24 protein-coding genes and 1 pseudogene are annotated in these 25354 nt (G+C 41.2%); 17 read left to right on the top strand and 8 right to left on the bottom strand.

Annotated features, from left to right (window positions below; translation table 11 throughout):
• Together OGM63_RS14835 and OGM63_RS14830 are read right to left on the bottom strand one after the other, a co-directional pair.
• Positions 1–376: reverse transcriptase N-terminal domain-containing protein (locus OGM63_RS14835; protein WP_263746355.1), on the bottom strand; the 376-nt coding region annotated here is incomplete at its 3' end.
• A 542-nt stretch (positions 377–918) separates the two neighbouring features.
• A pseudogene (locus tag OGM63_RS14830) lies at positions 919–1545 on the bottom strand (succinate dehydrogenase/fumarate reductase iron-sulfur subunit); the annotation flags it as partial.
• Between the two features lie 1462 nt (positions 1546–3007).
• Between OGM63_RS14830 and OGM63_RS14825 the strand changes: the two are divergent.
• The 5 genes from OGM63_RS14825 (at position 3008) to OGM63_RS14805 (ending at position 7978) form a co-directional block, all read left to right on the top strand.
• On the top strand, positions 3008–3451 hold the full coding sequence (locus OGM63_RS14825) for an AbrB/MazE/SpoVT family DNA-binding domain-containing protein (protein WP_263746354.1): 444 nt from the start codon (positions 3008–3010) through the stop codon (positions 3449–3451).
• 171 nt (positions 3452–3622) lie between these two features.
• On the top strand, positions 3623–4513 hold the full coding sequence (locus OGM63_RS14820; protein ID WP_263746353.1) for a CPBP family intramembrane glutamic endopeptidase: 891 nt from the start codon (positions 3623–3625) through the stop codon (positions 4511–4513).
• A gap of 582 nt (positions 4514–5095) precedes the next feature.
• Complete coding sequence (gene ntcA, locus OGM63_RS14815) at positions 5096–5722, top strand: global nitrogen regulator NtcA (RefSeq protein WP_445974560.1); 627 nt, start codon at positions 5096–5098, stop codon at positions 5720–5722.
• Positions 5723–5891: 169 nt separating this feature from the next.
• The gene (locus tag OGM63_RS14810; RefSeq protein ID WP_263746351.1) at positions 5892–7385 is read left to right on the top strand and encodes a DUF3084 family protein; all 1494 of its coding nucleotides are present in this window, start codon (positions 5892–5894) and stop codon (positions 7383–7385) included.
• Positions 7386–7525: 140 nt separating this feature from the next.
• A complete protein-coding gene (locus OGM63_RS14805) occupies positions 7526–7978 on the top strand; it encodes a pre-16S rRNA-processing nuclease YqgF (RefSeq protein WP_445974559.1) in 453 nt (150 codons plus the stop codon).
• 156 nt (positions 7979–8134) lie between these two features.
• Here the strand turns inward: OGM63_RS14805 and OGM63_RS14800 are convergent, their stop codons facing one another.
• Genes OGM63_RS14800 through OGM63_RS14790 form a run of 3 tightly spaced genes read right to left on the bottom strand, consistent with a single transcriptional unit; the run spans position 8135 to position 10941 of the window.
• Positions 8135–9373 (bottom strand): MFS transporter, encoded by a 1239-nt coding sequence (locus tag OGM63_RS14800; protein ID WP_263746350.1) that lies wholly within the window; start codon positions 9371–9373, stop codon positions 8135–8137.
• A gap of 39 nt (positions 9374–9412) precedes the next feature.
• Positions 9413–10651 carry an RNA-guided endonuclease InsQ/TnpB family protein gene (locus OGM63_RS14795; RefSeq protein WP_263746349.1) on the bottom strand — a complete coding sequence of 413 codons (1239 nt, stop codon included), beginning with the start codon at positions 10649–10651 and terminating at the stop codon, positions 9413–9415.
• A 2-nt stretch (positions 10652–10653) separates the two neighbouring features.
• On the bottom strand, positions 10654–10941 hold the full coding sequence (locus OGM63_RS14790) for a hypothetical protein (RefSeq protein ID WP_263746348.1): 288 nt from the start codon (positions 10939–10941) through the stop codon (positions 10654–10656).
• A gap of 319 nt (positions 10942–11260) precedes the next feature.
• Between OGM63_RS14790 and OGM63_RS14785 the strand changes: the two genes are divergently transcribed.
• Entirely contained in the window at positions 11261–12541 is a 1281-nt protein-coding gene (locus tag OGM63_RS14785) for an ABC transporter substrate-binding protein (RefSeq protein WP_263746347.1), read from the top strand.
• Positions 12542–12625: 84 nt separating this feature from the next.
• Here OGM63_RS14785 and OGM63_RS14780 read toward each other — a convergent pair whose 3' ends face one another.
• The gene (locus OGM63_RS14780; RefSeq protein ID WP_263746346.1) at positions 12626–13261 is read right to left on the bottom strand and encodes a glutathione S-transferase family protein; all 636 of its coding nucleotides are present in this window, start codon (positions 13259–13261) and stop codon (positions 12626–12628) included.
• Between the two features lie 143 nt (positions 13262–13404).
• Here OGM63_RS14780 and OGM63_RS14775 point away from each other — a divergent pair, with 143 nt between their 5' ends.
• From OGM63_RS14775 to petJ, 5 genes are all read left to right on the top strand, one after another.
• A complete protein-coding gene (locus OGM63_RS14775; protein ID WP_263746345.1) occupies positions 13405–14313 on the top strand; it encodes a carbohydrate ABC transporter permease in 909 nt (302 codons plus the stop codon).
• Positions 14310–15146: a carbohydrate ABC transporter permease gene (locus OGM63_RS14770; RefSeq protein WP_263746344.1), complete on the top strand. Its 837-nt coding sequence runs from the start codon at positions 14310–14312 to the stop codon at positions 15144–15146. The genes OGM63_RS14775 and OGM63_RS14770 overlap by 4 nt, the downstream gene beginning before the upstream one ends.
• 324 nt (positions 15147–15470) lie before the next feature.
• On the top strand, positions 15471–15962 hold the full coding sequence (gene psbV, locus OGM63_RS14765; RefSeq protein ID WP_263746343.1) for a photosystem II cytochrome c-550: 492 nt from the start codon (positions 15471–15473) through the stop codon (positions 15960–15962).
• A 406-nt stretch (positions 15963–16368) separates the two neighbouring features.
• A complete protein-coding gene (gene petE, locus OGM63_RS14760) occupies positions 16369–16788 on the top strand; it encodes a plastocyanin (protein ID WP_263746342.1) in 420 nt (139 codons plus the stop codon).
• 542 nt (positions 16789–17330) lie between these two features.
• Positions 17331–17684, top strand: a complete 354-nt coding sequence (gene petJ / locus OGM63_RS14755) for a cytochrome c6 PetJ (protein ID WP_263746341.1) — start codon at positions 17331–17333, stop codon at positions 17682–17684.
• Positions 17685–17745: 61 nt separating this feature from the next.
• On the opposite strand, the gene OGM63_RS14750 is transcribed toward petJ, so the two are convergent.
• Entirely contained in the window at positions 17746–19452 is a 1707-nt protein-coding gene (locus OGM63_RS14750; protein ID WP_263746340.1) for a hypothetical protein, read from the bottom strand.
• A gap of 97 nt (positions 19453–19549) precedes the next feature.
• Here OGM63_RS14750 and OGM63_RS14745 point away from each other — a divergent pair, with 97 nt between their 5' ends.
• Both OGM63_RS14745 and OGM63_RS14740 read left to right on the top strand, forming a co-directional pair.
• Positions 19550–19834 (top strand): hypothetical protein, encoded by a 285-nt coding sequence (locus OGM63_RS14745; protein WP_263746339.1) that lies wholly within the window; start codon positions 19550–19552, stop codon positions 19832–19834.
• A 286-nt stretch (positions 19835–20120) separates the two neighbouring features.
• A complete protein-coding gene (locus OGM63_RS14740) occupies positions 20121–20816 on the top strand; it encodes an esterase/lipase family protein (RefSeq protein WP_263746338.1) in 696 nt (231 codons plus the stop codon).
• A gap of 1 nt (position 20817) precedes the next feature.
• On the opposite strand, the gene OGM63_RS14735 is transcribed toward OGM63_RS14740, so the two are convergent.
• On the bottom strand, positions 20818–21816 hold the full coding sequence (locus OGM63_RS14735) for an ROK family protein (RefSeq protein WP_263746337.1): 999 nt from the start codon (positions 21814–21816) through the stop codon (positions 20818–20820).
• Between the two features lie 182 nt (positions 21817–21998).
• On the opposite strand from OGM63_RS14735, the gene OGM63_RS14730 reads away from it, so the two are divergent.
• The 4 genes from OGM63_RS14730 (at position 21999) to OGM63_RS14715 (ending at position 25229) form a co-directional block, all read left to right on the top strand.
• Positions 21999–22502, top strand: coding sequence for a DUF3421 domain-containing protein (locus OGM63_RS14730; protein WP_263746336.1), 504 nt, complete (start codon positions 21999–22001; stop codon positions 22500–22502).
• A gap of 206 nt (positions 22503–22708) precedes the next feature.
• Entirely contained in the window at positions 22709–22864 is a 156-nt protein-coding gene (locus tag OGM63_RS14725; protein WP_263746335.1) for a hypothetical protein, read from the top strand.
• Positions 22865–23503: 639 nt separating this feature from the next.
• Positions 23504–24199 carry a hypothetical protein gene (locus OGM63_RS14720; RefSeq protein ID WP_263746334.1) on the top strand — a complete coding sequence of 232 codons (696 nt, stop codon included), beginning with the start codon at positions 23504–23506 and terminating at the stop codon, positions 24197–24199.
• Positions 24200–24239: 40 nt separating this feature from the next.
• Entirely contained in the window at positions 24240–25229 is a 990-nt protein-coding gene (locus tag OGM63_RS14715) for a ferredoxin family protein (protein WP_263746333.1), read from the top strand.
• Positions 25230–25354: the final 125 nt, after the last annotated feature.

Genomic DNA, 25354 nt, shown 5'->3' with positions numbered 1-25354 from the left:
TAGTGGGAATTTTAAGCATCCTGGTAGTTCCATCCTTTTTGGGAATGGGAATACTCCTTAATTTCTGGTGAACCCAGTTATTACTGGACACTTTCAGCAGGTCACTTAACTCAAATCGTTCTTCAAATTTGAGGGACTTTTTGCCGTCGATTCCTGCTGTCTTTTTCCCTGCATTTAGCTGTGATACTTGACGAATTGCCAAAAATCTAGCTGCCTTGGATTTCAGAATAAGCTTTTGAAGTGACATAGCTTTCCGCTTGTCTCCTGCTCGAATAGCTTTGAACACTCGACATTGAAGGCGAAATAAATCCTTACGGAATTTCTTCCAGTTTAGATTCTTCCAAGATTCACTAGTATTATTACTGTGCCTAATCATGCTCTTTTTCCGTTAAGTGTTCTCTGAATACCTCACAGCAATTACGCCGTGTCCTACCCGACATGAGAGAATTCCGTATCTCGTCTTACCTACCTGGAGTACGAAAATGCTCCAAGACTCTCAAATCGTTTTTATTCGTTCCCTCAGATGATTGTTCGTTCCGTTAGGTGTAGCCAATTTAACCATCAGAAACCCTAGATTCTTGCTGCTATTTACTAAAAATGCAGCGGGTTTTAACTCTGATTGAGTCGAAGATTTTGTTATGCTTCGCTCCGAAGTGGGTCACTTTTCTAGGCTCTGTTTCACCGTAGGAACTCCCTGTTAGCACCAGTGTCAACCCATAACAGTTGTCTGATTGCACCCTGTTCCCAGCTTCACTCTACAAGAATCGAGCTTGTTCGGTGTGGGCAGATAAGGAGTCACACATGAATCTTGCGGGTAAGACTTTCACTTACATCAATCTGAGAGTTCAGTTATTGCTAACTGACTAAGTTATGTACGGACTTTCACCGTGATTCACTTAGTAACGAATCGCACTTAGTATCATAGTTGTAATTTTCTAATCGATTTTCATTTAGTCCATCGCGGGAGTCTGCGACCATGCGGTAAGCTTTAGCAAGAGCATGGGGACCAACAAAATCTGAGTTGACTTCACGGGCATTGCATTCAGAGTAACAAGCTCCACACATAATACAATTGCCAGTTTGGTCGAGAAGCGATCGCTCTTGTGGTGTTTGCAAAAATTCTCTTTCTGGAACTTGTCGCCCTGATGTGCTCACATAAGGAGCAATTGCCTCTAAATTATCCCAAAAACTGCTCATATCGACAACTAAATCTTTAATCACCGGCATATTACCCAACGGAGCGATCGTGATTTCGGGAATAGAAGACGCGTTACTTCCCGGTTCTGGGATATTTTCTCTTCTTTCAATTTCACTTTTGAGATTTTCCTTACATGCTAAAGCCGAACGTCCATTGATTCGGATGGCGCAACTACCACAAATTGTATTGCGACAATTTTTGCGATATGCTAAAGTCCCATCTTGCTCCCACTTAATCTGATTGAGACAATCCAGGATTGTATTGCCCGGTTCTGCCTCTAAGCGGTAAATTTGTACAACAGGGGATGAATTTTCTGTCTGCCGAATGACCTTAAAAAGAACTTCCATTTCCACCTACCAAAGTCTTAAAATTATCTTGCCTGACTAGTAAATCATGAGTACATGCATATTCCTTGCACTCATTGACCCATACTCATATTGCCCTTAATTAAAAGCCAGCTGTTAATTGACTGATGATAAAAGAGCTACCGATCATAGTTCAAGGATAACCAGAAAAATCTTAGTTCTCTAAATGCCGAATCGGTTTGGCGATCGCCTGAACCTCTATCCTCACTTGCACTCATTGAGATATAACTATATGTTAATGTCCACTCAAGACAATCCTTCCATAGCAAAATCCCTCTTTCCGTGGCTAAACGATACTGTTTTTGGTTATATAGAATTGTTAAAGCTTGTAATAAAAATCTCCATTTGGGGATAATTTTTTCTCCATGACTCCGACGCAGAATATTTTACCTGCGGTGAAGCTGAGTGCGAAATCAAGAAAATTCGCGAACTACCTCAGTTGTCAAAACTTTGCCTTGAAATTAGATGAATTTTTCTAAAAGTTGTCCAGTAATAAGGAATCATTGGTAATTAAGCACCGAAGACCGGAGTTTTGCCTTGAGAAAATCTCTGCTGTCAACTTTCTCGAAATCCTAGCCTTTTACCCGACCGTAATAAAGCGCTCCTGAAAATCCTCACCGTTTTTTGCTTTCCGAGGGCAGGGATTTAAATAAAAGTAACTTGGCAATTTTAATTCAAAAATAAACAACTATTTTGCTATTATTAGTCCATGCTAGTATTTAATATAAAATTACGAGGCAACAAAACCAGTAAAAATAGGCGTCCTTTATGCGGCTATTTTTATAGTTTTGTTTCCTTGTAATGTATAAAGATGAAACTTTTCGTCTATACTGGCAAGATAAAAGGGTGTATGCCTGTAGAACAGTATGTAAATACTATGCTGTTTTAAGAAACGCTCAGATGAAGAAGAGGAAAATCTTACTAATCAAGAGTAACAAGGGCGCTTCGCCAAAACTTCAAAGCCAGCATTTACCATTGGTCTACGACTTATTTCTAGTAGTAGAACCCCCACAAATTGTAAACTTGGCTTAAGATGACACCGCCGTATTCGCGCCAAATGAGAAAATTATTTCACTTGACGATGGCAAATGATTGTTAAAAGTGCTGTAGGCTCACCGAAATTAATGACTGTGACAACCGTAACCTCTATTCTATTGTGGGCGACATAATAGAACGAATAGAAAGAGATAACTCCCACTACTCAGATGCAACCTGTTCGTCTGTTGATGGTGAAAACAAGAGTTGAGCGTGAAGAACATCTACACTGCAAACTCTTTGGAAAACCTAGACTACTTTTTCCCTCGGCTCTTATGGCTTTTAGAAGCAGGAATTCATCTCTTATCCTAGGGTCTTAAGTAGCTTCGTGCAGGTGTCAAAAAGCCAAATATTGGCATGAGACAATATCGTTTATCAGTTTGGAGAGACTAAGGATAATTTGAGCGTAATGACTGAAACCGCAACCGCACCATTAACTGGAAAAGCACTGCTTGGTAAAGTAAAAGAGCTTTCCACTTTACCACGACGAGAAAGAGCCAAGCAATGTGGCTATTACACAACTACTAAAGGTGGTCAGGTACGAGTAAACCTGACCGATTTCTACGATGCTTTGCTATCAGCTAGAGGAATTCCTCTAAGTCCAGAAGCACCAAAAGATGGACGTGGGCGTGAACCGACCTATCGTGTTAGCGTACATCAAAATGGTCAGATTGTGATTGGAGCCACCTACACCAAAGCAATGGGCTTAAAATCAGGTGACGAGTTTGAAATTAAGCTGGGATACAAGCATATTCACTTGATTCAAGTTGGTGAAGCTGAGAAAAAATTGACTGAGGCAGATGAAGACTTAGAATTAGACGAAGAAGAAGATGATGATGACGAAGAGGAGTAAATTTTTCGTGATTGAGGCATGAGTTAAAGCTAAAAGCTTGATAACTTGTTTTCTATGTAAGAAAAATTAACACCTTCTGTTTAAAAGCTGTGTCGAGTCAAAAAAATACGATTAGACATCTTGTAGAGATTGCCAATTTTGGTAAAACCTTGATTAAAAAACAAGAAATCTATGTTTGCAAGAAGTGTGTCGTATTTGTTTTTGTCTGTTTATATAGCATTATTTGAGCCATCAATCAACACCTTAGTGTCATTTGGACAAAATGCACCAGCGGTGGTGGTAGTGATGGCTTTTTTCATTGGCTGGATAGGATGCTGGTTACCAGTGGCAATAATATCGGCATTAGCACTGAATTTGCAGCTGGGCAACCCTTTGCAGCCAGAAAAAAAATTGCCTTTATTAATTTCTCTTTATTTATTAGCACCTTTTATTCTCTGGGGTATAAATTGGCTCACTAATACATCTTTTTCAGATTATGGCTTGAATGTAAATATTTCCCTTCTCGGTTCTTTAGGACTGGGTTTTGTTTTAGGAGTCTTAAGTTTAGCTATTGTATTTGGTGGTCAATTTTGGCTTTCGTGGTGCAGTTGGCAAGAGTCCCAGACAAAGCAATTGCAATCTATCTTGCTACCTATTTTTTTGGTAGCCTTGTTTGTTGGTGGTATAGAAGAATTGGTTTTTCGGGGTTTTTTGTTCACTCAACTAGCGGAAGATTACCCAGTGTGGGTAGCAGCAATCATTTCTAGCTTGATTTTTGCTTTACTACATTTAGTTTGGGAACGACGTGAAACCATACCGCAATTACCCGGACTGTGGTTAATGGGAATGGTGCTAGTATTGGCACGATTTAGCGATCGCAATAATTTAGGTTTAGCTTGGGGATTGCACGCTGGATGGGTATTCTCGATCGCTTGCCTAGATACAGCAGAGTTAATTACTTATACGGGTAAAGTCTCTGAGTGGTTCACCGGTAAAAATAAAAAACCCCTAGCTGGGGTTACGGGAATTGTTTGTTTACTGCTAACAGGGGTGATTCTCTGGTTTTTCTCTGCTTATATTTAATGCAAGCATCAAAACTCAAAGAAGTTATCCAAAATCCTAACTGGGGCATATCGCACGCTAAAATTCCTTTGAAATTGACTTGTATTGCGGTGAAGTGTTTTTGTCAGCAGTCTCACAATAATGTGCAGGCACGGTATTGTGAGATTAGTTAAGTAAAAGTGTAAAGTTCTACAGACAATAGATTAAACCTGAGTAAATAGCCTCAATCAGCCAAATCAAAATTCTATTTCAGTTTGAAGCAGTATTTTGTCTAAGGTTCCTTGGGAAATAAATAAATTCTTGCTTCTTCCTTAAGATATTCTCAAGAAAGCGTGAATTTTTTGATAAAAAACCTGTTGAGTACAACTTTGGATCGTACCTATTAAGAACTAGTAGCTGGAACTATCAAAAATTATGTATCATTAGAAACAAAGAGCTATGAATATATGACCATAAGTATAGTAAAGTACAAAAAGGTTGACGGTGTGTTATTGATTTTTCGGGTGTATTCTTAGGAAATCAGTTTTAGTTTTTCCGGCATTGGGTAGGGGAAGGTAGATGATCGTGGCACAAGATAAAGCCCTAGCAAATGTTTTTCGTCAAATGGCAACCGGAGCGTTTCCACCGGTTGTGGAAACGTTTGAACGCAATAAAACGATCTTTTTTCCTGGAGATCCTGCCGAAAGAGTTTATTTTCTTTTGAAGGGTGCAGTGAAACTTTCCAGGGTTTATGAGGCAGGAGAAGAAATAACAGTAGCACTGCTAAGAGAAAATAGCGTTTTTGGTGTATTGTCATTACTCACAGGAAACAAGTCAGATCGGTTTTACCATGCCGTTGCTTTTACACCCGTGGACTTGCTTTCAGCTCCAATTGAACAGGTTGAGCAATCGCTCAAGGAAAATCCCGAATTGTCAATGCTAATGTTGCGGGGTCTATCTTCGCGGATTTTACAGACAGAGATGATGATTGAAACTCTCGCTCACCGAGATATGGGTTCGAGGTTGGTGAGTTTTCTGTTGATTCTGTGTCGGGATTTTGGCATTCCTTGTGCGGATGGAATTACAATTGATTTGAAGCTATCTCATCAGGCGATCGCTGAGGCAATTGGTTCGACTCGCGTCACCGTCACCCGTTTACTGGGCGATTTGCGCGAAAAGAAGATGATTTCCATTCACAAGAAAAAAATTACTGTTCACAAACCTGTGACTTTAAGTAGGCAATTTACGTAGCATACAATTGAGGCTTAGGCAATAGCCCTCGTTCATTTTTGAGATTTACCTTCACCTGTAGGTAAATCTCAAAAGTGAATTGCCCTTAATTGCTATTGCCAACCTCAAATTAACCGCAGAGAATGACTGAAAGTAGTAGGCTGTATCTGGAAGGATTCGGTAGCTGAAGATGACCACCGGGTACATCCTGATAGCGGCAATTTTAATTATCGGGGGTGTGATAGCCACCGTGGGCGATCGCATTGGCACACGAGTTGGCAAAGCACGTCTCTCTCTATTCAAGCTGCGTCCCAAAAATACGGCAGTCTTGATAACTATTTTCACTGGTGGTTTAATTTCCGCATCAACTTTAGGGATTTTATTCGCAGCTGATGAAGGATTGCGTAAAGGAGTCTTTGAGCTAGAAAATATTCAAAGAGACTTAAGGCACAAGCGCGACCAGCTGAAAACCACAGAAGCGCAAAAAAGTCAAGTAGAGATTGAGCTAGATCAGGCAAAAAAAGAACAAACCCAAGCTCAACAACAATTGCAACAGACTAATCAATCGTTAAAAGAGGCGAATGCTAAACAACTCTTAACACAAGCTCAATTAAACCGTACTATTGCTCAACAGGCTCAAACTCAAGGGAACCTGCAACGCACTCAAAACCAACTAAGTCAAGTTGTTAGTCGGTATCAACAAGCGATAAATCAACTCTCAAGCGTTTCCCAGCAACAGAAAGAACTAGTGACTGGAATTCAACGGTTGAGAGGAGAACGCCAACGATTGTTTGATGAAGCCAAAAAAGCGATCGCAGAGGCTCAAACAGCAATTAAAAAACGCGATCGAGAACTTGCTAATCGCCAAGAAACTATCGAACAGCGCGATCAAAAAATCTCCCAACTAGATCGACTCATTAGAGAGCGCAATTTAGCAATTGCCTCGCGAGAGCAAGTAATTACCCAAAGAGAATCTCGTCTCAAAGAACTAGAAACACAACAGGACTATCTAGAAGAGGAAGTCGCAAGGCTAGAAAAATATTACCAGTCTTTTCGCTACTTGCGTTTGGGTAAAGTTGCCCTGGTTCGGGGTCAAGTTATTGCTGCTGGCGTAATTCGCGCTCCTGAACCTGTCGTTGCCCGTCAAGCTGTGATTCAACTTTTACAAGAAGCTAACCGTAATGCCAACATAGAATTAGCTGAACCAAATACAAATCCTGTGAATAATGTGCAAATATTACGTGTTACCCAAGAGAGGGTTGAGCAACTCAGCAAGCAGATTAGTGATGGGAGAGAATACGCGGTGCGAATTTTCTCTGCTGGTAATTACGTCAGGGGGGAAAAGCAGATAGAATTTTTTGCCGATGCAGCGCGAAATCAAGTTGTCTTTACCGAGGGGCAAGTCGTAGCTACAACTACTGCCGATCCGAAAACTATGACATCCTATCAGTTGCAGCAGCGGTTACAACTGCTGATTTCTGCTTCTCAATTTCGCGCCCGAAATGCAGGAATTGTAGAAGATATTCAAGTAGAGGGTCCCGTCCTTCGGTTTATTGCTCAATTAAGGCAGTACGATCAACCTGTGGATATTAAAGCTGTTGCAGCAGAAGATATTTATACGGTCGGACCGCTGAAAGTAAGATTACTTGTTATACAAAACGGACAAATTATTTTTAGCACCTAAAAAATGAATGGGGGATTGGGGATTGGGCATTGGGCACGCTCGCATTGGAAGAAAATAAGATGAATGAAATTTGTTGAAATAGGTGTTTTTATTTCTGGTAGTTACTTAATTATTAAATATTAACTATTGACGTATTTAATATGAATATTCGTGAATTTTTGCCAACCCAACCAGTGATTTTGGGCTTTGATCCGGGTAAAGATAAGTGTGGTTTAGCAGTGATGGGGCTAGATCGGCAACTACATTATCATCAAGTTGTGTTGTCAAGTGAGGCGATCGCATCACTTGAGAAACTACGTCAAAATTACCCGATTTCCTTGATGGTGATGGGCGATCAAACTACATCAAAACGCTGGAAACAGCAAATAACTGAGCAAGTTAAAGAGCCGCTGAATATCATTTTAGTGGATGAGCGTTACACCAGCTTAGAAGCACGCGATCGCTATTGGCAGATGTACCCACCCAAAGGACTCTCAAAACTATTGCCACAAGGTATGCGACAACCACCAAGACCGATAGATGACATTGTTGCCATCCTCTTAATCGAAAGATATTTAAATCGCTTAACCGAATCATCAATGAGGAGTGATTAACTCCCAACTCCCAACTCCCCACTCCCCACTCCCCACTCCCCACTCCCAACTCCCAACTCCCAACTCCCCACTCCCCACTCCCCACTCCCCACTCCCCACTCCCAACTCCCAACTCCTAACTCCAAACTCCCAACTCCCAACTCCCCATGCCCCTAATTAATGTTTCGGTTCTCGCACAAAGACGAGGGGAATCAAAGCTACTAGCCGGAATATAACAGAGATAGCGAATAATCCGAGTAAACCGCCATAAATAGAAAATTGAACGACGAAGCCCCCTATAGTTGTACCTAAAGCACCACTAACTCCAGCCACCGCAGCGGCATTCGCAAAATAAATTGCTTGATGTTTAGCTGGTGCTACTCCTAGTTGGATGTTGTTATTACACAAATCAATACCCGCCCAAGTTATGCCCAGAAGGATGTGTAACAATGGCAACCATAGCCAGATATCAAGCTGACTGTTACCAATTAACAGCCACAGCAGCGGTGTAATTGCTAGGATAATCCCGACGAAAAACAAGATTGGACGGTTGCCGATTTTGTCTGCCAACTTGCCCCAGAGAATAAGCATCACTAAATTTGCCCCTGCCCGCAAGCCACCGTAAGTCGTTACGCAAGTGACATCTATATCCAGTGTGTCCAACAAGTAATAGTTAAAAAATGGAGCGCTGAGATTAACGGCAAATGTCCATAAGCCCAAATACAACATAAACATCAAAAAGTTAAAATCCTTGAAGATGCTTTTGCCACTATTAGAATCACTCTTTATTTCTGTATTCTCGGTATTCGGCAAATCCCGATCAATCGCTTCAATTAAAATAGCCTTTTTTTCACTTATTCCATCGGGTAAAGCATTTTGCTGCTGCGGATTAATATCAAGCTGGAAGTACTGACACCCCAAACTGAGAATTCCCGACAAAATGCCAATAGACACAACTACCCCATAACCTTGGATTGTGCCACCATACCACTTTGATATAGCTAGACCTGCCAAAGGTACACAAATTAAATTAGTCAGGCTAGCGACACTGTTGCGTAAGCCAAAAAAGCGTCCGCGCAATTTGCGCTTAACTATCTGAGCCATCCAACTTAGCCAAGATGCACATCCGAGTCCGTTAAGCAGACTACTGACTAGAAGAATCCCCAATGTCAAGACAATCAGTTGGTGAGAATTAACTAGTCCCCAGCTGAAGGCTACAATACCAAGCAATAGAATTATCCATGCTAGGCGAGCCGGACTATTAATCCTCATAGAATAGTGGAATCGACTTGTGACGCGTTCTGAAAGATATGCACCTACTGGCTGAATTAGATTTACCAACATTGGAATTGAGGTAAGCATCCCAATAGCCACAGGACTTGCATGTAAATCCACCAGGAAATTACTAATTGACATACTCCCCGACCTTTAGGTACGGGGATTCTAATTCATGGTTCACAGAAATCCGCTTGCTATATCAAGTTTCCCATCAATAGTATTGGCGGTCTTCTCCCCATGCTTTCCATCTTTCGATGCAGATCCCCAATGCCCTTGGGTACTGTTGTTTTGCCACTCAACTCCTAATATCTTCATTCCTTTCTTGAGGATATTAATTGCCGCATTCGTATCACGGCATATTTCAACCTCGCAGATAGAACATGAATGAGTCCGGGTGCTGAGTGACTTTTTAACTCTATGTCCACAATTGCTACAATCTTGAGATGTATAAGCGGGCGCTACTGCCACAACTGCTTTATCCCAGATTTTCCCGTAGTATTCTAACCATTGAGTGAACTGATACCAGCTAGCATCAGAAATCGACTTAGCCAAATGGTGATTTTTGACCATGTTTGCAATCTTCAAATCCTCATAGACAATCACATCGTTAGAGTGAACCACGCATCGGGCTTGCTTTACAGCCCAATCTTTACGCTGTCTTTGGATTTTTAGATGAACTCTACCTAGTCGTTTCCGGCAAGAGTGATAATTGATTGACTGAGGTTTTTTACCTTTGACAAACTTCTTACTCAACCGCTTTTGAGCTTTTTTGAGTCTGCGTTCTGACGAGAACAAGAATTGAGGATAAATTACAGCATTATCATTTTGGTCTTTCGTGAAATATTTTAATCCCAAGTCCAACCCAACAACATTACCAGTGAATTTCCCAACTTCCTTGCGGTCAGCATCAAAGCAGAATTGGACATAATACCCATCCGCTTTTCTTACTACACGAACGCGGTTGATTTTAAGTCGATGAAGGTCTTCTCGCGTGGATGAATTGCAGAATACAGATAAAGAACCAACCTTAAAGCCATCTGTGAAAGTAATAATTTTGCAATCATCAGATAGTTTCCAACCTGAGACTTTATACTCTACCGAACGACAATGCTTTTTAAACTTGGGATAACCTTTCTTTTTCTCCTGCTTTTTACAACGTTTGTAGAAACTTGAAATAGCAGCCCAAGCTCTTTCGGCACTGGCTTGACGTGCTGCTGAATTTAACTTTAAAGCAAAGTCGAATTCAGTTGCTAAGTATGAGCACAGCTTATATAAGTCACTTTTACTAACCCCTTGATTATCCATCCAATAGCGAACCGCCTTATTTCTAATGAATTGGGCAGCGCGAATGGCATCATCAAGAGCCTGGTATTGTTCCTTGTTTCCGTTTAGTAGCTTGGCTTCTCTTACTATCATCTCTATATTTTATCACGGAATATTGCAGATAAAACAATATAATAGAATATAAAGCCGTCCTTCCAGGACGGGGCTTTTACCCAAATTTTCGGTAAAATGCCGCTGGTGGTAATTGTGTAAAGCGCAGCGAAAGCACTATCTATAGTTGAGGCTCGCAACGAAGTGCGGATAGCATTTTTAGTAACTGGTGTTCCGGATTTGGCTATAGGAGAAATTGCTCTTTCTGGTGCTGCTACCTGAGTAATTTTTGGAACTAAAGGAGCACCGATATCAAACTCTACAGAATCCATTTAATATTTCGGTGGTTATTATAGTTTTTTAATAGACATTGACCGAATTTAAATATGCGTTATCCAAAACTGCTAGAGACGTAGCAGTGCTACGTCTCTACATTGTTTTTCACAATCTATAACTGCATTAATTCTCAGAGCCAAGTTGAGTATTTTAATACCCACAGATAGGGCGGTTAAACGCTGACTACGAACTAATCTATTTTATTCAGCCCTGCTAATAATTATTCGTTATATTAACTTGCATTTCTCAAACAATATATCAATCTTTAGTCAGAGAAGTTATAACATAAGTGAAAAGAAACATTTTTCGCAAGTAATGATCAGCAACGTGTGGAAATTTTTGCGAGTAGTAGTAGCGATCGCTATTGCCTTCACTGTTATCGGTTGCCAAAAACTACCCGAAGCGATCGCACCCACTGCACCTACACCAATTATCGTTAAACTTAGCAGCTGGGCTGCTAATCCGGCTGAACAAAAATTGTTAAAACAGATATTAGACGACTTTCAATTACACCATCCGGGCATAAAAGTCAAGCATGAAGTCATCAATGACCAATACATGGATGTAATTAAAACTCGCTTTATCGGCGAAGCTGCACCGGATGTCTTTTATCTGGATGCGTTAGAGGCTCCTTTTTTCATGAGTCAGGATGTCTTAGAACCTCTTGAGGCTTACATCAAACCAGAATTTGACTTAGCTGACTTTCAGGTGACGCTACTCGACAGCTTCAAATACCAAAATCATATTTATGGTTTGCCTAAAGATTATTCTACACTGGCACTGTTTTATAATAAACAAGCTTTCGCCGCAGCTAATTTGAGCAGTCCTCCGACAACTTGGGATGAACTCCGCAGCGACTCGAAGCTGTTGACAGTGGATCGCAATCAAGACGGCAGAATCGATCAATATGGCTTTGGGGAAATTCCCGAATTAGCGCGTCAAGCTTATAAAATCAAAGCCTTTGGCGGACAACTTGTGACAGAAAATGGTTATGCTGCCTTTGCAAGTGAAGCAGGTTTACAAGGATTGCAGTTAGCCGTAGACCAGTATCAAAAAGACGGTACTTCCGCACAAAAATCTGATGTGGGGACAAACTCAGGTAGTGAAATGTTCGGTCAAGGTAAAGCAGCGATGGTGATTGAGGGTAATTGGGCAATTCCTTATTTAAGAGAAACCTTTCCCAAGCTGGAATTTGCTACCGCAGAAGTGCCGAGCATAAATAATAAAAAAGGCACAATGGTATTTACAGTTGCCTATGTGATGAATAAACAAGCATTGCACAAAGCAGAAGCTTGGGAGTTGATATCTTATCTGACAGGTTTTGAAGGAATGCTTCATTGGACAGCAACCGGGTTTGCGTTACCGACGCGCAAATCAGTAGCAGAGAAATTAGGTTATGAAAAAGACTTGATGCGATCGCCTTTTATTGCTGGTGTTAATTATGCCATACCTTGGCAAGCAGGTAAATATTCGGCAGTGATTATGAACAACTTTGACAACCAATTTGTCAGTGCAATCCTTGGACAACAACCATTAAAACAGGCAATGGTGCGATCGCAAGCAGAAGCTAACAAGCAAATTAAAGCAATGGAATAGACATCTCCAGAATTTAATTATGCGTTGCCCGAAACCCCAACAGACGTAGCAATGCTACGTCTCTACGTCTTTTCTACCAGATGTCTAATCAAAAGATACGTCGTATCTGCCTCCACGATCAAGCGCACGTTTGTAAGCAGGTCGTGCATGAATGCGATCGACAAATTCCTTGATTTTTGGTCGGCTCTCGACCTGTTCGGGGACTCCTGCGACGATTTCCAGGGGAAAGCTCATTTGGATATCGGCTGCGGTGAATTCCTCGCCCGCAAACCACGTATTTTTACCGAGTTCGCCTTCGATGTAGTCAAAGTGAAGCTTAATCTGGGGCAGGATAAATGCGTCCATCACCTTGCTGTCCCCTATTCCGAAATTGTTGAAGATGAGCCTCATCACCAGGGGTGGCATTGCAGAGCCTTCGGCGTAGTGCAGCCAATACGTATAGCGTAGACGCTCTGGTGTACCCGATGCCGGGACTAGGCGACCATTGCCGTAGCGCTCCACTAGATATTCGATAATAGCGCCAGACTCAGCAATTGTCAGGTCTCCATCTGTGATTACTGGTGACTTGCCGAGGGGATGGACACTCAGCAGGGACTCTGGTGCCAGCATCGTTTCCGTGTCGCGTTCGTAACGCTTGATCTCGTACTCGATACCTAATTCTTCAAGCAGCCATAGCACACGCTGCGATCGCGAATTGTTGAGATGATGGACAATGATCATAAAACGTTCCTTGTAGTAAGCGCTTCAGCGCTTATATTAACGCACTGAAGTGCGTACTACGTTCGCGCAAGAGTACGATGAATAATCATTGTCCACCCATCCCTACAGCTTCCTTTGATGCTGAATGAAGCAGAGTTTCAGCCATGTTGCAAATCAGAAAACGACAAAAACCCCCTAGGTTAAATATCACAGAAAATCTTGCCGGATACCTATTTATCACGCCAACCATTCTGGTGATGGGGACTTTTGTTGTCTTACCCATCCTTTACGCTGTGTTTCTTTCTCTACACAAAGTCCAACTGTTAGGGGGGATAAAGTATGAATTTATCGGAGGAAGCAACTTCTCCCGATTAGTTGATGATGAACGAGTTTGGATTGCTTTGTCTAACACATTGCAATATGTCGTAATTGTAGTGCCAACTCAAACAATCCTCGCTTTAATTTTGGCAGTAACACTTAATTCTGGCATTCGCGGGAAAAATTGGTGGCGAATTATTTACTTTTTGCCCACAGTCACATCTTCAGCAGTTTTGACGCTGATTTTTATGTGGATTTATAATACCGATGGGCTACTGAATGATTTTCTCGCTTTTGTGGGACTGCCAACATATAACTGGTTGGGCGATCCAGCAGTGGCGCTCAAAGGTATTATGCTGATGAATATTTGGTCAACTGCGCCGTTTTACATGGTAATTTATCTAGCAGCATTACAAGATATACCCCAAACTCTTTACGAAGCCGCAGAGTTAGATGGAGCGAATGAATGGCAGAAGTTTATCCGGATTACTGTACCCTTGCTTAAGCCTGTAACCTTCTTTGTGATGGCTGTAGGGGTGATTGGCACATTTCAACTGTTTGACCAATCTTATATCTTCTCTAATGGCAATGGTGGACCAAATAACGCCACTCTGACGATAGTTTTATTAATATACCAAGCTGTTTTTCGCAACTTACAGATGGGATATGCAGCAGCGATCGCCTTTTTGTTAGCAGCTGTCATCATCACCACCACTTTAATACAGCGGCGCTTCTTTGGAGGTGAAAAACTTTGACTAGTATTTCTCGCACTCCTTGGTTAAAAGGACTCCTATACCTCGTGCTGACGCTGTATGCTGTCATCACCTTAATTCCTTTTATGTGGGCACTTTCCGCTTCATTCAAGCCCCTATCAGAAATCGTCAGCGGTGAATCTAATTTCATACCACACAATTTCACTCTTGACAACTATAAAGAAATCTTTCTTCAAGAACCGTTATTTTTGCGGTGGCTATTTAATAGTGTGTTTATTGCCCTGTGCGTCACTATTTTAAACTTGTTGTTTAACTCAATGGCAGGTTATGCTTTAGCCCGGTTAAGCTTTCAGGGGAAGCACTTCTGGTTCTTTTTGATTTTGGCAGTGCTAGCAGTACCAGCACAAGTAACGCTGATTCCCACATTTTTAATATTAAAAGCGATCGGCTGGTTGAATTCTTACCAAGGCATGATTGTCCCCAGCATGGTTAATGCTACCTTCATCTTCATGATGCGGCAGTTTTTCATTAACTTTCCTAAAGAATTAGAAGAAGCTGCTCAACTAGATGGTTTAACACCCTTTGGAATTTTCCGTTATATAGTTCTGCCTTTAGCAAAACCCGCACTAGCAGCACAAGCAGTTTTTGTCTTCATGGGTAGTTGGAATAATTTCTTGTTGCCTGTAGTGATTTTGTTTGACCCAGAAATGTTTACCCTACCCTTAGGGCTGAACACCTTTAAAGGGCAATATATCAGCTATTGGAACTACATTATGGCAGCCTCTATGGTTTTCACCCTGCCAGCTTTAAGTATTTATGCCTTTTTCAACAGGTATTTCATTCAAAGCGTCACTTTTACAGGTGGGAAGGGTTAGGAGGGGGGTAGGGGGGAAATATTTACTATGAGTCCTTTCCCCTTTCCCCCTCAACAAAATTCCCCAATGCCCGATCCCCACTCAGTATTTTGGGGAACAAATTGGACTCTGAACGTGATATTGGTATAACAGCAACTCAATCGTGCGATTGGTTAGATAGCAACAGATTACAGCATTGCTCTAGAAAAGGTGCTGGCTGTCTTGATGCGACAAACTGGTAGTGGCTAAGAGCAAGTTCGCAATTAGCTATTAACGATGAGTATTTTTGAGATTGAGTATCGCTTTCAAATGCCGTGTTGAGTGTCAAAACATTTAAGGGGAAACATGTTAAAAAGATTAATTGGCATTATTTTGGCTACTGTTTTACTGACGTTTCAGTTTGTTGTGGGTAGCGCAACAGCGCTGGAACTAACCGCACAAACGCGGACGGTACCATTAAATGACAGCGGTGACACCACTGTCCTCAGCCTTAAGCAAGTTAAAGAAGGCAAACGTTTATTTAACTTCGCTTGTGCCCAATGTCACGCTGGGGGTGTTACCAAGACCAACCAAAACGTGGGACTGGAACCGGAATCTCTAGCATTAGCGACACCAAAGCGTGATAACATTGCGGGTTTGATAGACTACATGAAAAATCCCACCACTTACGACGGGGAAGTGGAGATTTCGGAAATACACCCCAGCACTAAGAGTGCAGATATTTTCGCACAAATGAGAAATTTGACTGACGATGATTTAAAAGCGATCGCTGGTCACATTCTCTTGCAACCGAAAGTTGTTGGTCAGCAGTGGGGTGGTGGTAAAATCTATTACTAAACTTTTCACCCTCCTGCGATCGCGATGGATTTTGAGCGATTAATGTCTAAAGCTCGCGATCGCACAACTAAGAATTTGTTAAGTCAAGGGTTGAGGGACTGGGGCAATTTCAAAGATGAAGGTGGAAATTTATCTTACTTCATATTTCTTATCAATTCCTCATCCCTCATCCCTAGACTTAGTAATGAGAACGCTAACACTACACTCAAAGGCAGAAGAATGCTTTCAAAGATAGTTTTTGCCTACTAAATCTATATCTAGATTTGAGGGTGTTATTCGGCTTTTCCACCAGTACTATTGCTCAAAATTGAAAAAAAAGATTATCTATGACAGATTGTCATATTTAGGGTTGATTTATATCTAAAATGGTAAAGGCAAGATAAAAGTGAATGTTTAGGAGAGAGTCATGAAATCGATTGCAGCTAGTTTGCGACGCTTGGGTTTAGCTGTTTTAACAATTTGTTTAGTTGTCAGCAGCTTTGCTGTTTTCGCTCCCAGCGCTGCGGCTGAAACCTACACAGTTAAACTAGGCAGTGATAAAGGAATGCTGGCGTTTGAACCGAAAAAGTTGACTGTTAAACCAGGTGATACAATTGAATGGGTGAACAACAAGGTTCCTCCCCATAATGTTGTCTTTGATGCTGTCAAAAATCCTTCTAAAAGTGCCGATCTAGCGAAAGGACTATCTCACAAGAAACTCCTCATGAGTCCTGGTCAGAAGCAAACAACCATCATCCCCGCAGACGCTCCTGCTGGTGAATACACATTCTACTGCGAACCTCATCGTGGCGCAGGCATGGTTGGTAAACTAACAGTTGAAGGCTAAGAATAATGCTGTGGGTGCAAGATGATTTTTCTTGCTCCTGGGCAAAGTTCTCATTGATATATTGTTTGGCTACATTTTGTCAGACTAAGACGATTCATCTCAAACGGTTCCGAGTCCTATTCTCATCAGCAGATGCTAAATGCGACGTAGCGATTGAGGGGATAAGCTTCGGAACCGTCAATTTTAACTTTATCGACAATTTGGGTCTAAAACCCCATCCTTATCGGACGGCTAACCCTTGATTTCTGCGACAATGTAGGTAGTCGTCATCGGGCATTGGGAGACTGAAAACGGACGTGGAGAGACTGTAAGACTACCTAGTAGCAAGTTTCGGTGAAGCGTCAAGGAATCCTCGCTCCTTTCATGAGTCTTTAGGATATTGTTAAATCAACACCTTTCTAGGGTGTTGCTATACAAACTAAGCCCGCCTTCGCAGGATAGAATATCATAGCCTGCCAATGCGGGCTTTGTTCGTATAGTCTGTGGGGTATGCAACAAACGGTTTTTGAAGTTGCACCGAACCTGCTTGCAAGGAGAATTACTTGAGAATATTTTTATTAATTTTACTATTAGCGATCGCTCTCGAAGTTACATTTATTCATCCAGCACTAGCTGTCGATAGATCCAACGGTGCCAAAATCTTCCATGCTAACTGCGCCTCTTGTCACATTGGTGGTGGTAACATTCTCATTGAGGAGAAAACTTTAAAAAAGGAAGCTTTGTCAAAGTACCTGGAAAATTTTGATGTTGACTCTATTGCCGCAATTACTCACCAACTTCAAAATGGGAAAAATGCCATGCCTGCTTTTAAGGATAAGTTAACTCCTCAAGAGATTATAGAAGTAGCCACTTACGTTTCCCAACAAGCCGAAGAAGGCTGGTTAAGTCGAGATTAGATGGGGATTGGGGTGAATGATTATTCCTAATCGTCAATCCCTAATCTCAAATCAGCACATTTTATTTTTCTTGATTAGAGGTTTCTCTTTTTTGCCTCAATTCACGCAACTGCTGTAAGAGTTTTTCACTCGGTTTCGCAGTGGGGGAAGTCTGATTGCTGCTGATTTGGGGAGCAAATGATGGTTTCGGAGTTGCTTCCGGTGTGGTGATCGGCAAAGGTTGACTATTCCTAATTCGTGCTCCTAATAATTGTTGTTTATTGACTTGCGCTGTGGGTAAAGGCTGGTTATTGCTTTCCACCTGTGACAATTGTTGTTGATTCGGTTCCAGTACAGGCAAAGTCTGATTTTTTCTGACTTGTGCTGATGATTGTGGTTTATTAAATTGCGGTAGCAGCAAAGGCTGTTTACCCCCCACTTGCAATTCTGGTAATGGTTTTTCCGGTTGGGGTATAGTCAAAGGCTGTTTGCTGGTGATTCTTAATCCCGAAAGTGGTTTGACAGTTACTTCCGGTGCTCTTGATGATGTTTCATTTATTGGGGATGCGGGCAAAAGTGGAGTCGTTTGAGAACTATTACCCCGATCATTTTTGGGGGATAAATTAGGCGACACGCTAAATGTGTAATACTTGGGCTTACCATTAGCCTGAGCCGGATTTTTTTGGAAATAGTCTCGCAAATATTCTCTAATAGCTGTTTTGCTTTCAGATGAAACTGAGTTATTCAAAAATTCTACAGATTCAACTGTTTTGCCATCTGGATTAACTACCAAACCTACCTCAACTCGACGATCCAGTCCTGCTTTATCAATCGCTAAGGAAATCGGTTGCTTTGTTTCTATGTTGGGGTATTGCTGTTTGACTTTAACAAACTGTTCTGCCAAAGTAGTAGTTTTATTAGTCAACTCTTGTGTCGCTGCTGATACCGTATAGGCTTTGGGAGTAGCTAATGGTAATTCAGGTATGCTGGAGCTTGACTGTTGCCATTGCGGTAGGTTTGTCGCTGCTAAAGTGAAATTCTCTCCAGCTTTTGGAGTTTCTCCCACAGGAGTTATTAAATCTTGATTTGGAGTCGCAATTTTCGGTACATCATTTGCCACCGACATACTTTCTGGAGTGCTGGTTGCATCATTAGTCGGTGTAGAAGGCATAGTCTCAGAAGAACTTACCAGTGGAGGGGTGTTAAGTTCTCCTTCAGGGATTTTATTATCCGCCTGTAATTGTGGCAACCTGTCTACTGAGAGGGGTTGAGAAGAACGGGCAATTTTTAGGTCATTGTTGTCAAAACGTGGAAATGATTGCGCGGTTTTTTTGCTGGCATTAAAGCCAGAGGTGTCGATTTGAAAATTTCCCTTTGTCTGAGGAACTATCCGCAATGACTGACCTTTAGGTACAGAGGTGATGGGATAATTATTAGCTGTTTTGGGGATGGGGGGCAATATCATCTGGCTAGAGCTAGACAAAGTTGGTGGCAAAGCTGCTAATTGAGTCGGCTGGGTGGCAAAGTTCGGTAAGGGAACTTGCGGTTTGAGGGCAACCTGAGATGTGCCGGGAATTTGTGGCAGACGGTTTTGATCGGCTTGGCTTAATTGAACGAGTCCGACGGGTTTGTTTGATGAGACTTGTTTGGTGGATTTAACCGAATCTACAGGCATTAAGGGCAAAATAAAAGCGATCGCACCATGAATGCCCACAGAGGCTATGGCTGCAATTCCAGCAGGCTGGCTTAAGATATCTGGGATGTTTTTCAGCAGGGAGACGTAAGACATAGCTGTTCTCGTTCACTCGGCTCAGTTGCGTTAACTCGTAATTTTATCTTTACAGATACTGCATATAGATGCGTTACACTACAAATAATAACTTTCTATGCAAAAACTGAAAACAGAAATATTTCCATTTTTTCCGCTTTTGGTTATCCTTAGCAATCGACGCGAAAATATGCTGAAAGTTGCGTTTTTTGACTCTTGTGTGGAAATTTATGAGTTTTTATTATTGATTTTTTCTCACCAGCGACAATTCAAGCTAAAAAATAGTGTTACTCTGAGTTTTGGCGATCGCTTTGGGTTAACATATATTTTACTACTAGTCAATTCGCTTCTTCAATACCAACTATTTTTTAATTTACAACGTAGCTACAATAATAACTCCTAACCATTATACACTATTCGTGAGTTTTATTCAAAAAGAGGAAACAGTTTTTTCAGATAGCTATTATTTGACTATCACACAAAGTTATTCCTGGTTGACTCTGCATGAAAGAATAGCACTTCTTTCCTACTGACAAGGTTTGCAATGGGCGCAATTCTTCAATGGTAAATAATTCCGGTTATATTCCCAATTTTTTGCCAAAAATAGAATTAATTTACTCAATCGCTTACTTATACCTAAGATATTTGGGTTTTCGTCCAAAAATCCTTACTGTTATCGAAATTATCAAATGCCATTACCGACAGTTATTTTGCCAGGATATTTAGAAAGTGCGATCGCTTACCGTCAACTCGAACAATCTTTACAACAGTCGGGTTTTCCCACAGTCACAGTACCACTGCGACGGCGCGACTGGATACCGACTCTCGGTGGCAGACCTGTAACGCCTATTTTGCAGCAACTCGATCGCACCATCAAGCAGATATTGCAACAATATAACGCTTCTCAAATTAACTTAATTGGTCATTCAGCCGGAGGTTGGATATCCCGCATTTACTTGGGAGAAAAGCCTTACTTGGGACGTGGTGAGATGCAACCGTCTATTTATTGCGGTTACAATGTAGTTAATACTCTTGTTACCTTAGGCACACCTCATATTAGCCAAGAACGTTGGACGCGGTGGAATCTGGATTTTGTCAAAAATAACTACCCAGGAGCATTTTACAAAAACGTTCGTTATGTTTGTGTAGCCGGAAAAACTATCTTTGGGGTAAGACTTATAGGTACCTGGTTAGCTTACACTAGCTACAAATTAACTTGCGGTAAAGGTAATACTTGGGGTGATGGTATCACGCCGATTGAAGCTGCTCATCTTCAAGGAGCCGAAAATATTGTGATTTCAGGTGTCAACCATTCCCCCAGAAGTCCAGGAATTTGGTATGGCTCTGAAGAACCATTAAAAGCTTGGATGCAATATTTAGCTTAAATTAGGGCGTTGGATAAATGGGAAAACCCAGAGTTGGTAAACCTTGTGTTGCCAACGCCACAGCACCCCACAACGGCGCATCATCCCCCAACGCTGCCGGCACAATTTCCAAATCCACCTCAGGTAAAGCCGTCTCCCGCGCTGTTTTCTGCACCACCTCCCACCATCTTTCCCCTGCCTTCGTCACACTTCCACCCAACACAAACCGCTGGGGATTCATCAAATTCGCTACATTGCCAATACCCACACCCAACGCTCCAGCACCCCTGTATAAAATCTGCTCCGCCAACTCATCCCCCAACACCGCAGCCTCACCCACCACCTTCCCCGTCACCAAGTCCAAATTCCCCCCCACCAATTCCCTCACTTTCTCTCCTCCTCTGTGTTCTTTGCGCCTCTGCGGTTCGTTTTCCAACATTTCCCTGACATCCCGCGCCATATACACACCGGACGCCAACCTTTCCACACATCCCCGCTTCCCACACAAGCACATCGGTCCTGACGGATCGACAATAATGTGTCCAATTTCACCAGCCATTCCCCCAGCACCCCGCCAAGGCTGATTGTTAACTATCCAACCACCACCCACACCAGTACTGACAGTGATATAAAAAAGACTATCGTATCCTTGACCCGCACCAAAGCGATGTTCACCTAAAGCCGCAACATTAGCATCATTGTCTACGCTCACAAAAACGCCAAACTCGGCTTCTAACAAGTCTTTTAAGCGAATATTTTCCCACCCAGATACATGATGAGATAGTCGCACCGTTCCTGTAGTTGCGTCAACTGGTCCCCCAAAGCTGACACCAATCGCAGATGGTAATCGTTCTTGTAGAAGCGAATGGATAAGCGATCGCATCATTTCTAAATCACTGCTAGCATTCGCATTCGTTGGTGAAAAGCGACGTTCATAACGCAACCATCGTTGAGAACCCAGATTTAACACTCCCCCTGCTAGCTTAGTTCCACCAAAATCGAGCGCTAAAATTAATGTCACAGTCTTTACGCTCCTCCCACACCATCACTCTCAAGAAAAATGTTTGTTATCTATATATGACAAACATTAAAATAAATAGCGTTTTTTAGCAACTTATGACTTCTGGTACCATAAAGCTATTCGACATCAGAGTCTGCTGTGTTAATACTCAAAAATTTACTGGAAAGGTCTAAATTAAGCTAATGAAGAAACAATTAATAATCGGATTAACTTTGGCTGTCATGGTTACAGGGGCTGTAATGACAGCTATTCAACCAGCAGTAGCAGGTTACAGATGGAAAACTGGAAGAAATGGTTATGTACCTCCCCAGGCTGTAGTGGGGGGATTCGATGGTGAAAATTTATATGTTTGCTCAACCGGTGTAGCTGTTGGCAAGTTAGTTCCAAGACAGAAAAAATGCTACGTGCCTTACAAAGGAAGCGAATTCGCATACGATAAGTATCAAGTGCTCGTTGTAGATAGTTTTCACTGGGCACCTCTTACAAGCGATCTCGATCTACCCCCAGGTGCCATAGTTGGTGGAACAGATGGCAAAAAAGATGGTGAACCCATATATGTATGTAATGCTGTTGTCGCAGGTAAATGGATACCTGGGAAATACAGTGTTTCCCATAATGTCTGCTATGTACCCTATAAAGGGAAGGAGATTGAAGTTAAAAACTTTAATGTCTTGATTTCACGCTAACAAATACGCGATGGTTTTAGCTGAACTCGCAATCAAGGGTTTCAAGCACCATTATTTATATTCAAAGGAAAAATATTCTAATGGAGTGGAAAGTGCACTCCTAAATAATGCGTCTTTGTTTCAGCAGCCCTACATTTATTTATGGGGTTCTCCCCCCTGCAAGAGCAGCCCCCTTTCCTCTTTTTGACCTAAAAGCAGTCTTTGCAATGATGAAACTCGTGATGAATGCGATCGCACAGTTTCTGGTAATTCGTCAACCACAGATTCCTTTGCAACAGGTATTAATACCGTTTGACTTTCAAGTTGATACAAATAGACCGCAGCAATGCTTGGGGCACGAATTCCAGGGGAAAAGAGAATGATTTCGCTTCATCGATGAGGGTGAAATGATATAACAATAGACATAGACGTGAAAATGAACGATGCGTTACCCAAAACCCTTGTAGAGACGCTTGGGTATCGCGTCTCTACATTCTTTTCCGGAGAGGTCTAATCCATTGCCGCGCAAACATATTTGAAAAGCCATGCTCTTTCCAAAGTGCTGCACAAAGCGCATTCATCGTTCTGAACAATATGCTATTTTTGAGAAAATTTATCTATTATATAGATAGAAGTAATGGTTACTTTTGTCACATTTTGATCGTAGAAAAAAGCACATGACCTTGATTTTACAGGGTTTTAGGGATTTATCCGCCAAGGAAAAATCAGAAACTTTATCAAATACTTGCTTTTGTTATTGACTTCAGTTACAGTCAATGCAGATCTAGACCGGAAACTTGTGGTGTAATGTCGGGGGTGAGATGTCAACGACTTAAATCAACGCTCATTTATTTTTTCCGATTTTATTGAGAATATTTAGCGATATGTTCCTAAAGAAAATATTAAAACTATATAGTCTTGAAGAATTGTTAAAGAAATCCGGAGTCAGAAAAGCAGTATTTTGTTGCCAAATATTTACAAATATTTTCAATTTTTATCAGTTAAAGTGCCGAAAACAGCCCTTGAGATTAGATAAAAAAGTTGGGGATGAAAGTATAAATAGTAATTTCATTCCGTGGTGTAAAATAGCTGAATTGAATTATGCGATCGCTCTTAATCAACTAAGCGTGCATTTAACTTTACAAGTATTTTGGCAAATTGGTATTGACTTTTTAGCAAAACTAATTTTAGAGTTTATTTTCTCAACGTGGCATAAGAATATACCTTTAGGTGTAGAGACAAATGTTGTAGTAAATTATATTTATATATTAAGAGAAAATTTAAATAAAAGCGTTTTTTTGATAAAAGCTTGTGACAATTATCACAAGTGTCTCGATAAGTTGAGCAAGCTGAAAGCTAGATACTGTCTAGATTATCAGGCAAGGTTCAATATATTTAACTTTGGCAGTGTAACAAAGATTATAAAGTCCAAGTTTTTGCCATTAAAAATCCATGAACTGCCAGATAGCATTGGATACAAAATAAACATTGCAATTCCGAAAGGATCTATTTTTCTGCCTAGCTCTATTGGAGAAAATATCTTCAAAAAAGAGACATTTCCGATAAATGATGTTATAAAGTTGCTACCAGGTTTGAGGTGGGGAATATACATCTTTCCTTCATTGTCTTGCTTGGTATCAAAGGCAGCAGTTTATGATGAGCAGTGGAAAACATTGTTAAGAGGAAAATATTGTCATGAAGATAACACTTTCATTTAGCAAATTTTTTTTGATAAAACACACAACTCAGTACAGGTAGATGACTCATTTATTTTGTTCCGACCATTCAAAAGAAGTAGGAGAGGATGTTATTGGTAGCGCCACCAACTACCAAACTTATGTTTTAATAGAGTGTCCTCCACCTTGGCATTCCGAAGCCTTGAATTCTAGATGGGTGCCAAATAGTTTGAAAGTTTTAGTAGAAGAGGTGAAGCGCACTAAACAGCCGATAAGATTTCTCTTGATTGCTAATAATGAATCACATAAAATAGACCACACCACATTGTTGATTTATCATCAACAAGAAGGTTTTGGCAATGGATATCGCAAACAAGAGTTTAAACTGCCAAATATTGAGCAAGCAGCACCTACTATCAGAAAATGGTTATCGGGTAGCACCCCCAAATATGAACTAAAAACAAGTGCAACCAGAGATATTTTAGTGTGTACGCACGGTAGCCATGATATGTGTTGTGCTAGATATGGCAATCCATTTTACTATCACGCAGACGCTACTATTGCTGATTTGGGTTTCGATGACGTGCGGATTTGGAAATCAAGCCATTTTGGTGGACATAGATTTGCACCAACAGCTATAGATTTACCAGAAGGAAGATACTACGGTGCGCTAGATCGAGAGTCATTCAAGTCGATTTTGACCCGCAGTGGCAATATTAATTGCTTGAATAAAGTCTATCGAGGTTGGGGAATTTTGCCACCTGCGATGCAAGTTTTGGAAAGAGAACTAATTCTTCGCTACGGATGGGATTGGTTTGACTACAAAGTGGCAGGTAAATTTATTAAGCAAAGCTTAGATAATTGTACAATTGAAGCAGAGCTAACTTTTGAAAAACCGTCTGGTTCTCTCTACACTTATCAAGCTCGACTTGTCAAAGACGAAAGCAAAACTAAAGAACTGAAGGGTTCTTGCAATGCTACGAAAGAGTCAGTGTTTGCCAAATATGCTGTAAATAGTCTCAATCTTATTTCTAGCAAGGTTCCAGCTTATTGTGCATTGCCAACCAGGTAATGTACAGATAAGCCAAGGGTTTTCATCTACCACAAATTTTAGTAACTTGTAAATTAAAGTACTAGTTACCCTCATTAATATTAAAATTTAAATCTAATGTAGTAAGCGCTTCAGCGCTTCCATAA

The organism is Plectonema radiosum NIES-515, from assembly GCF_025753815.1.
Taxonomy (GTDB): domain Bacteria; phylum Cyanobacteriota; class Cyanobacteriia; order Cyanobacteriales; family Nostocaceae; genus Hassallia; species Hassallia radiosum_A.
This window is presented reverse-complemented; position numbering and strand designations above follow the sequence as displayed.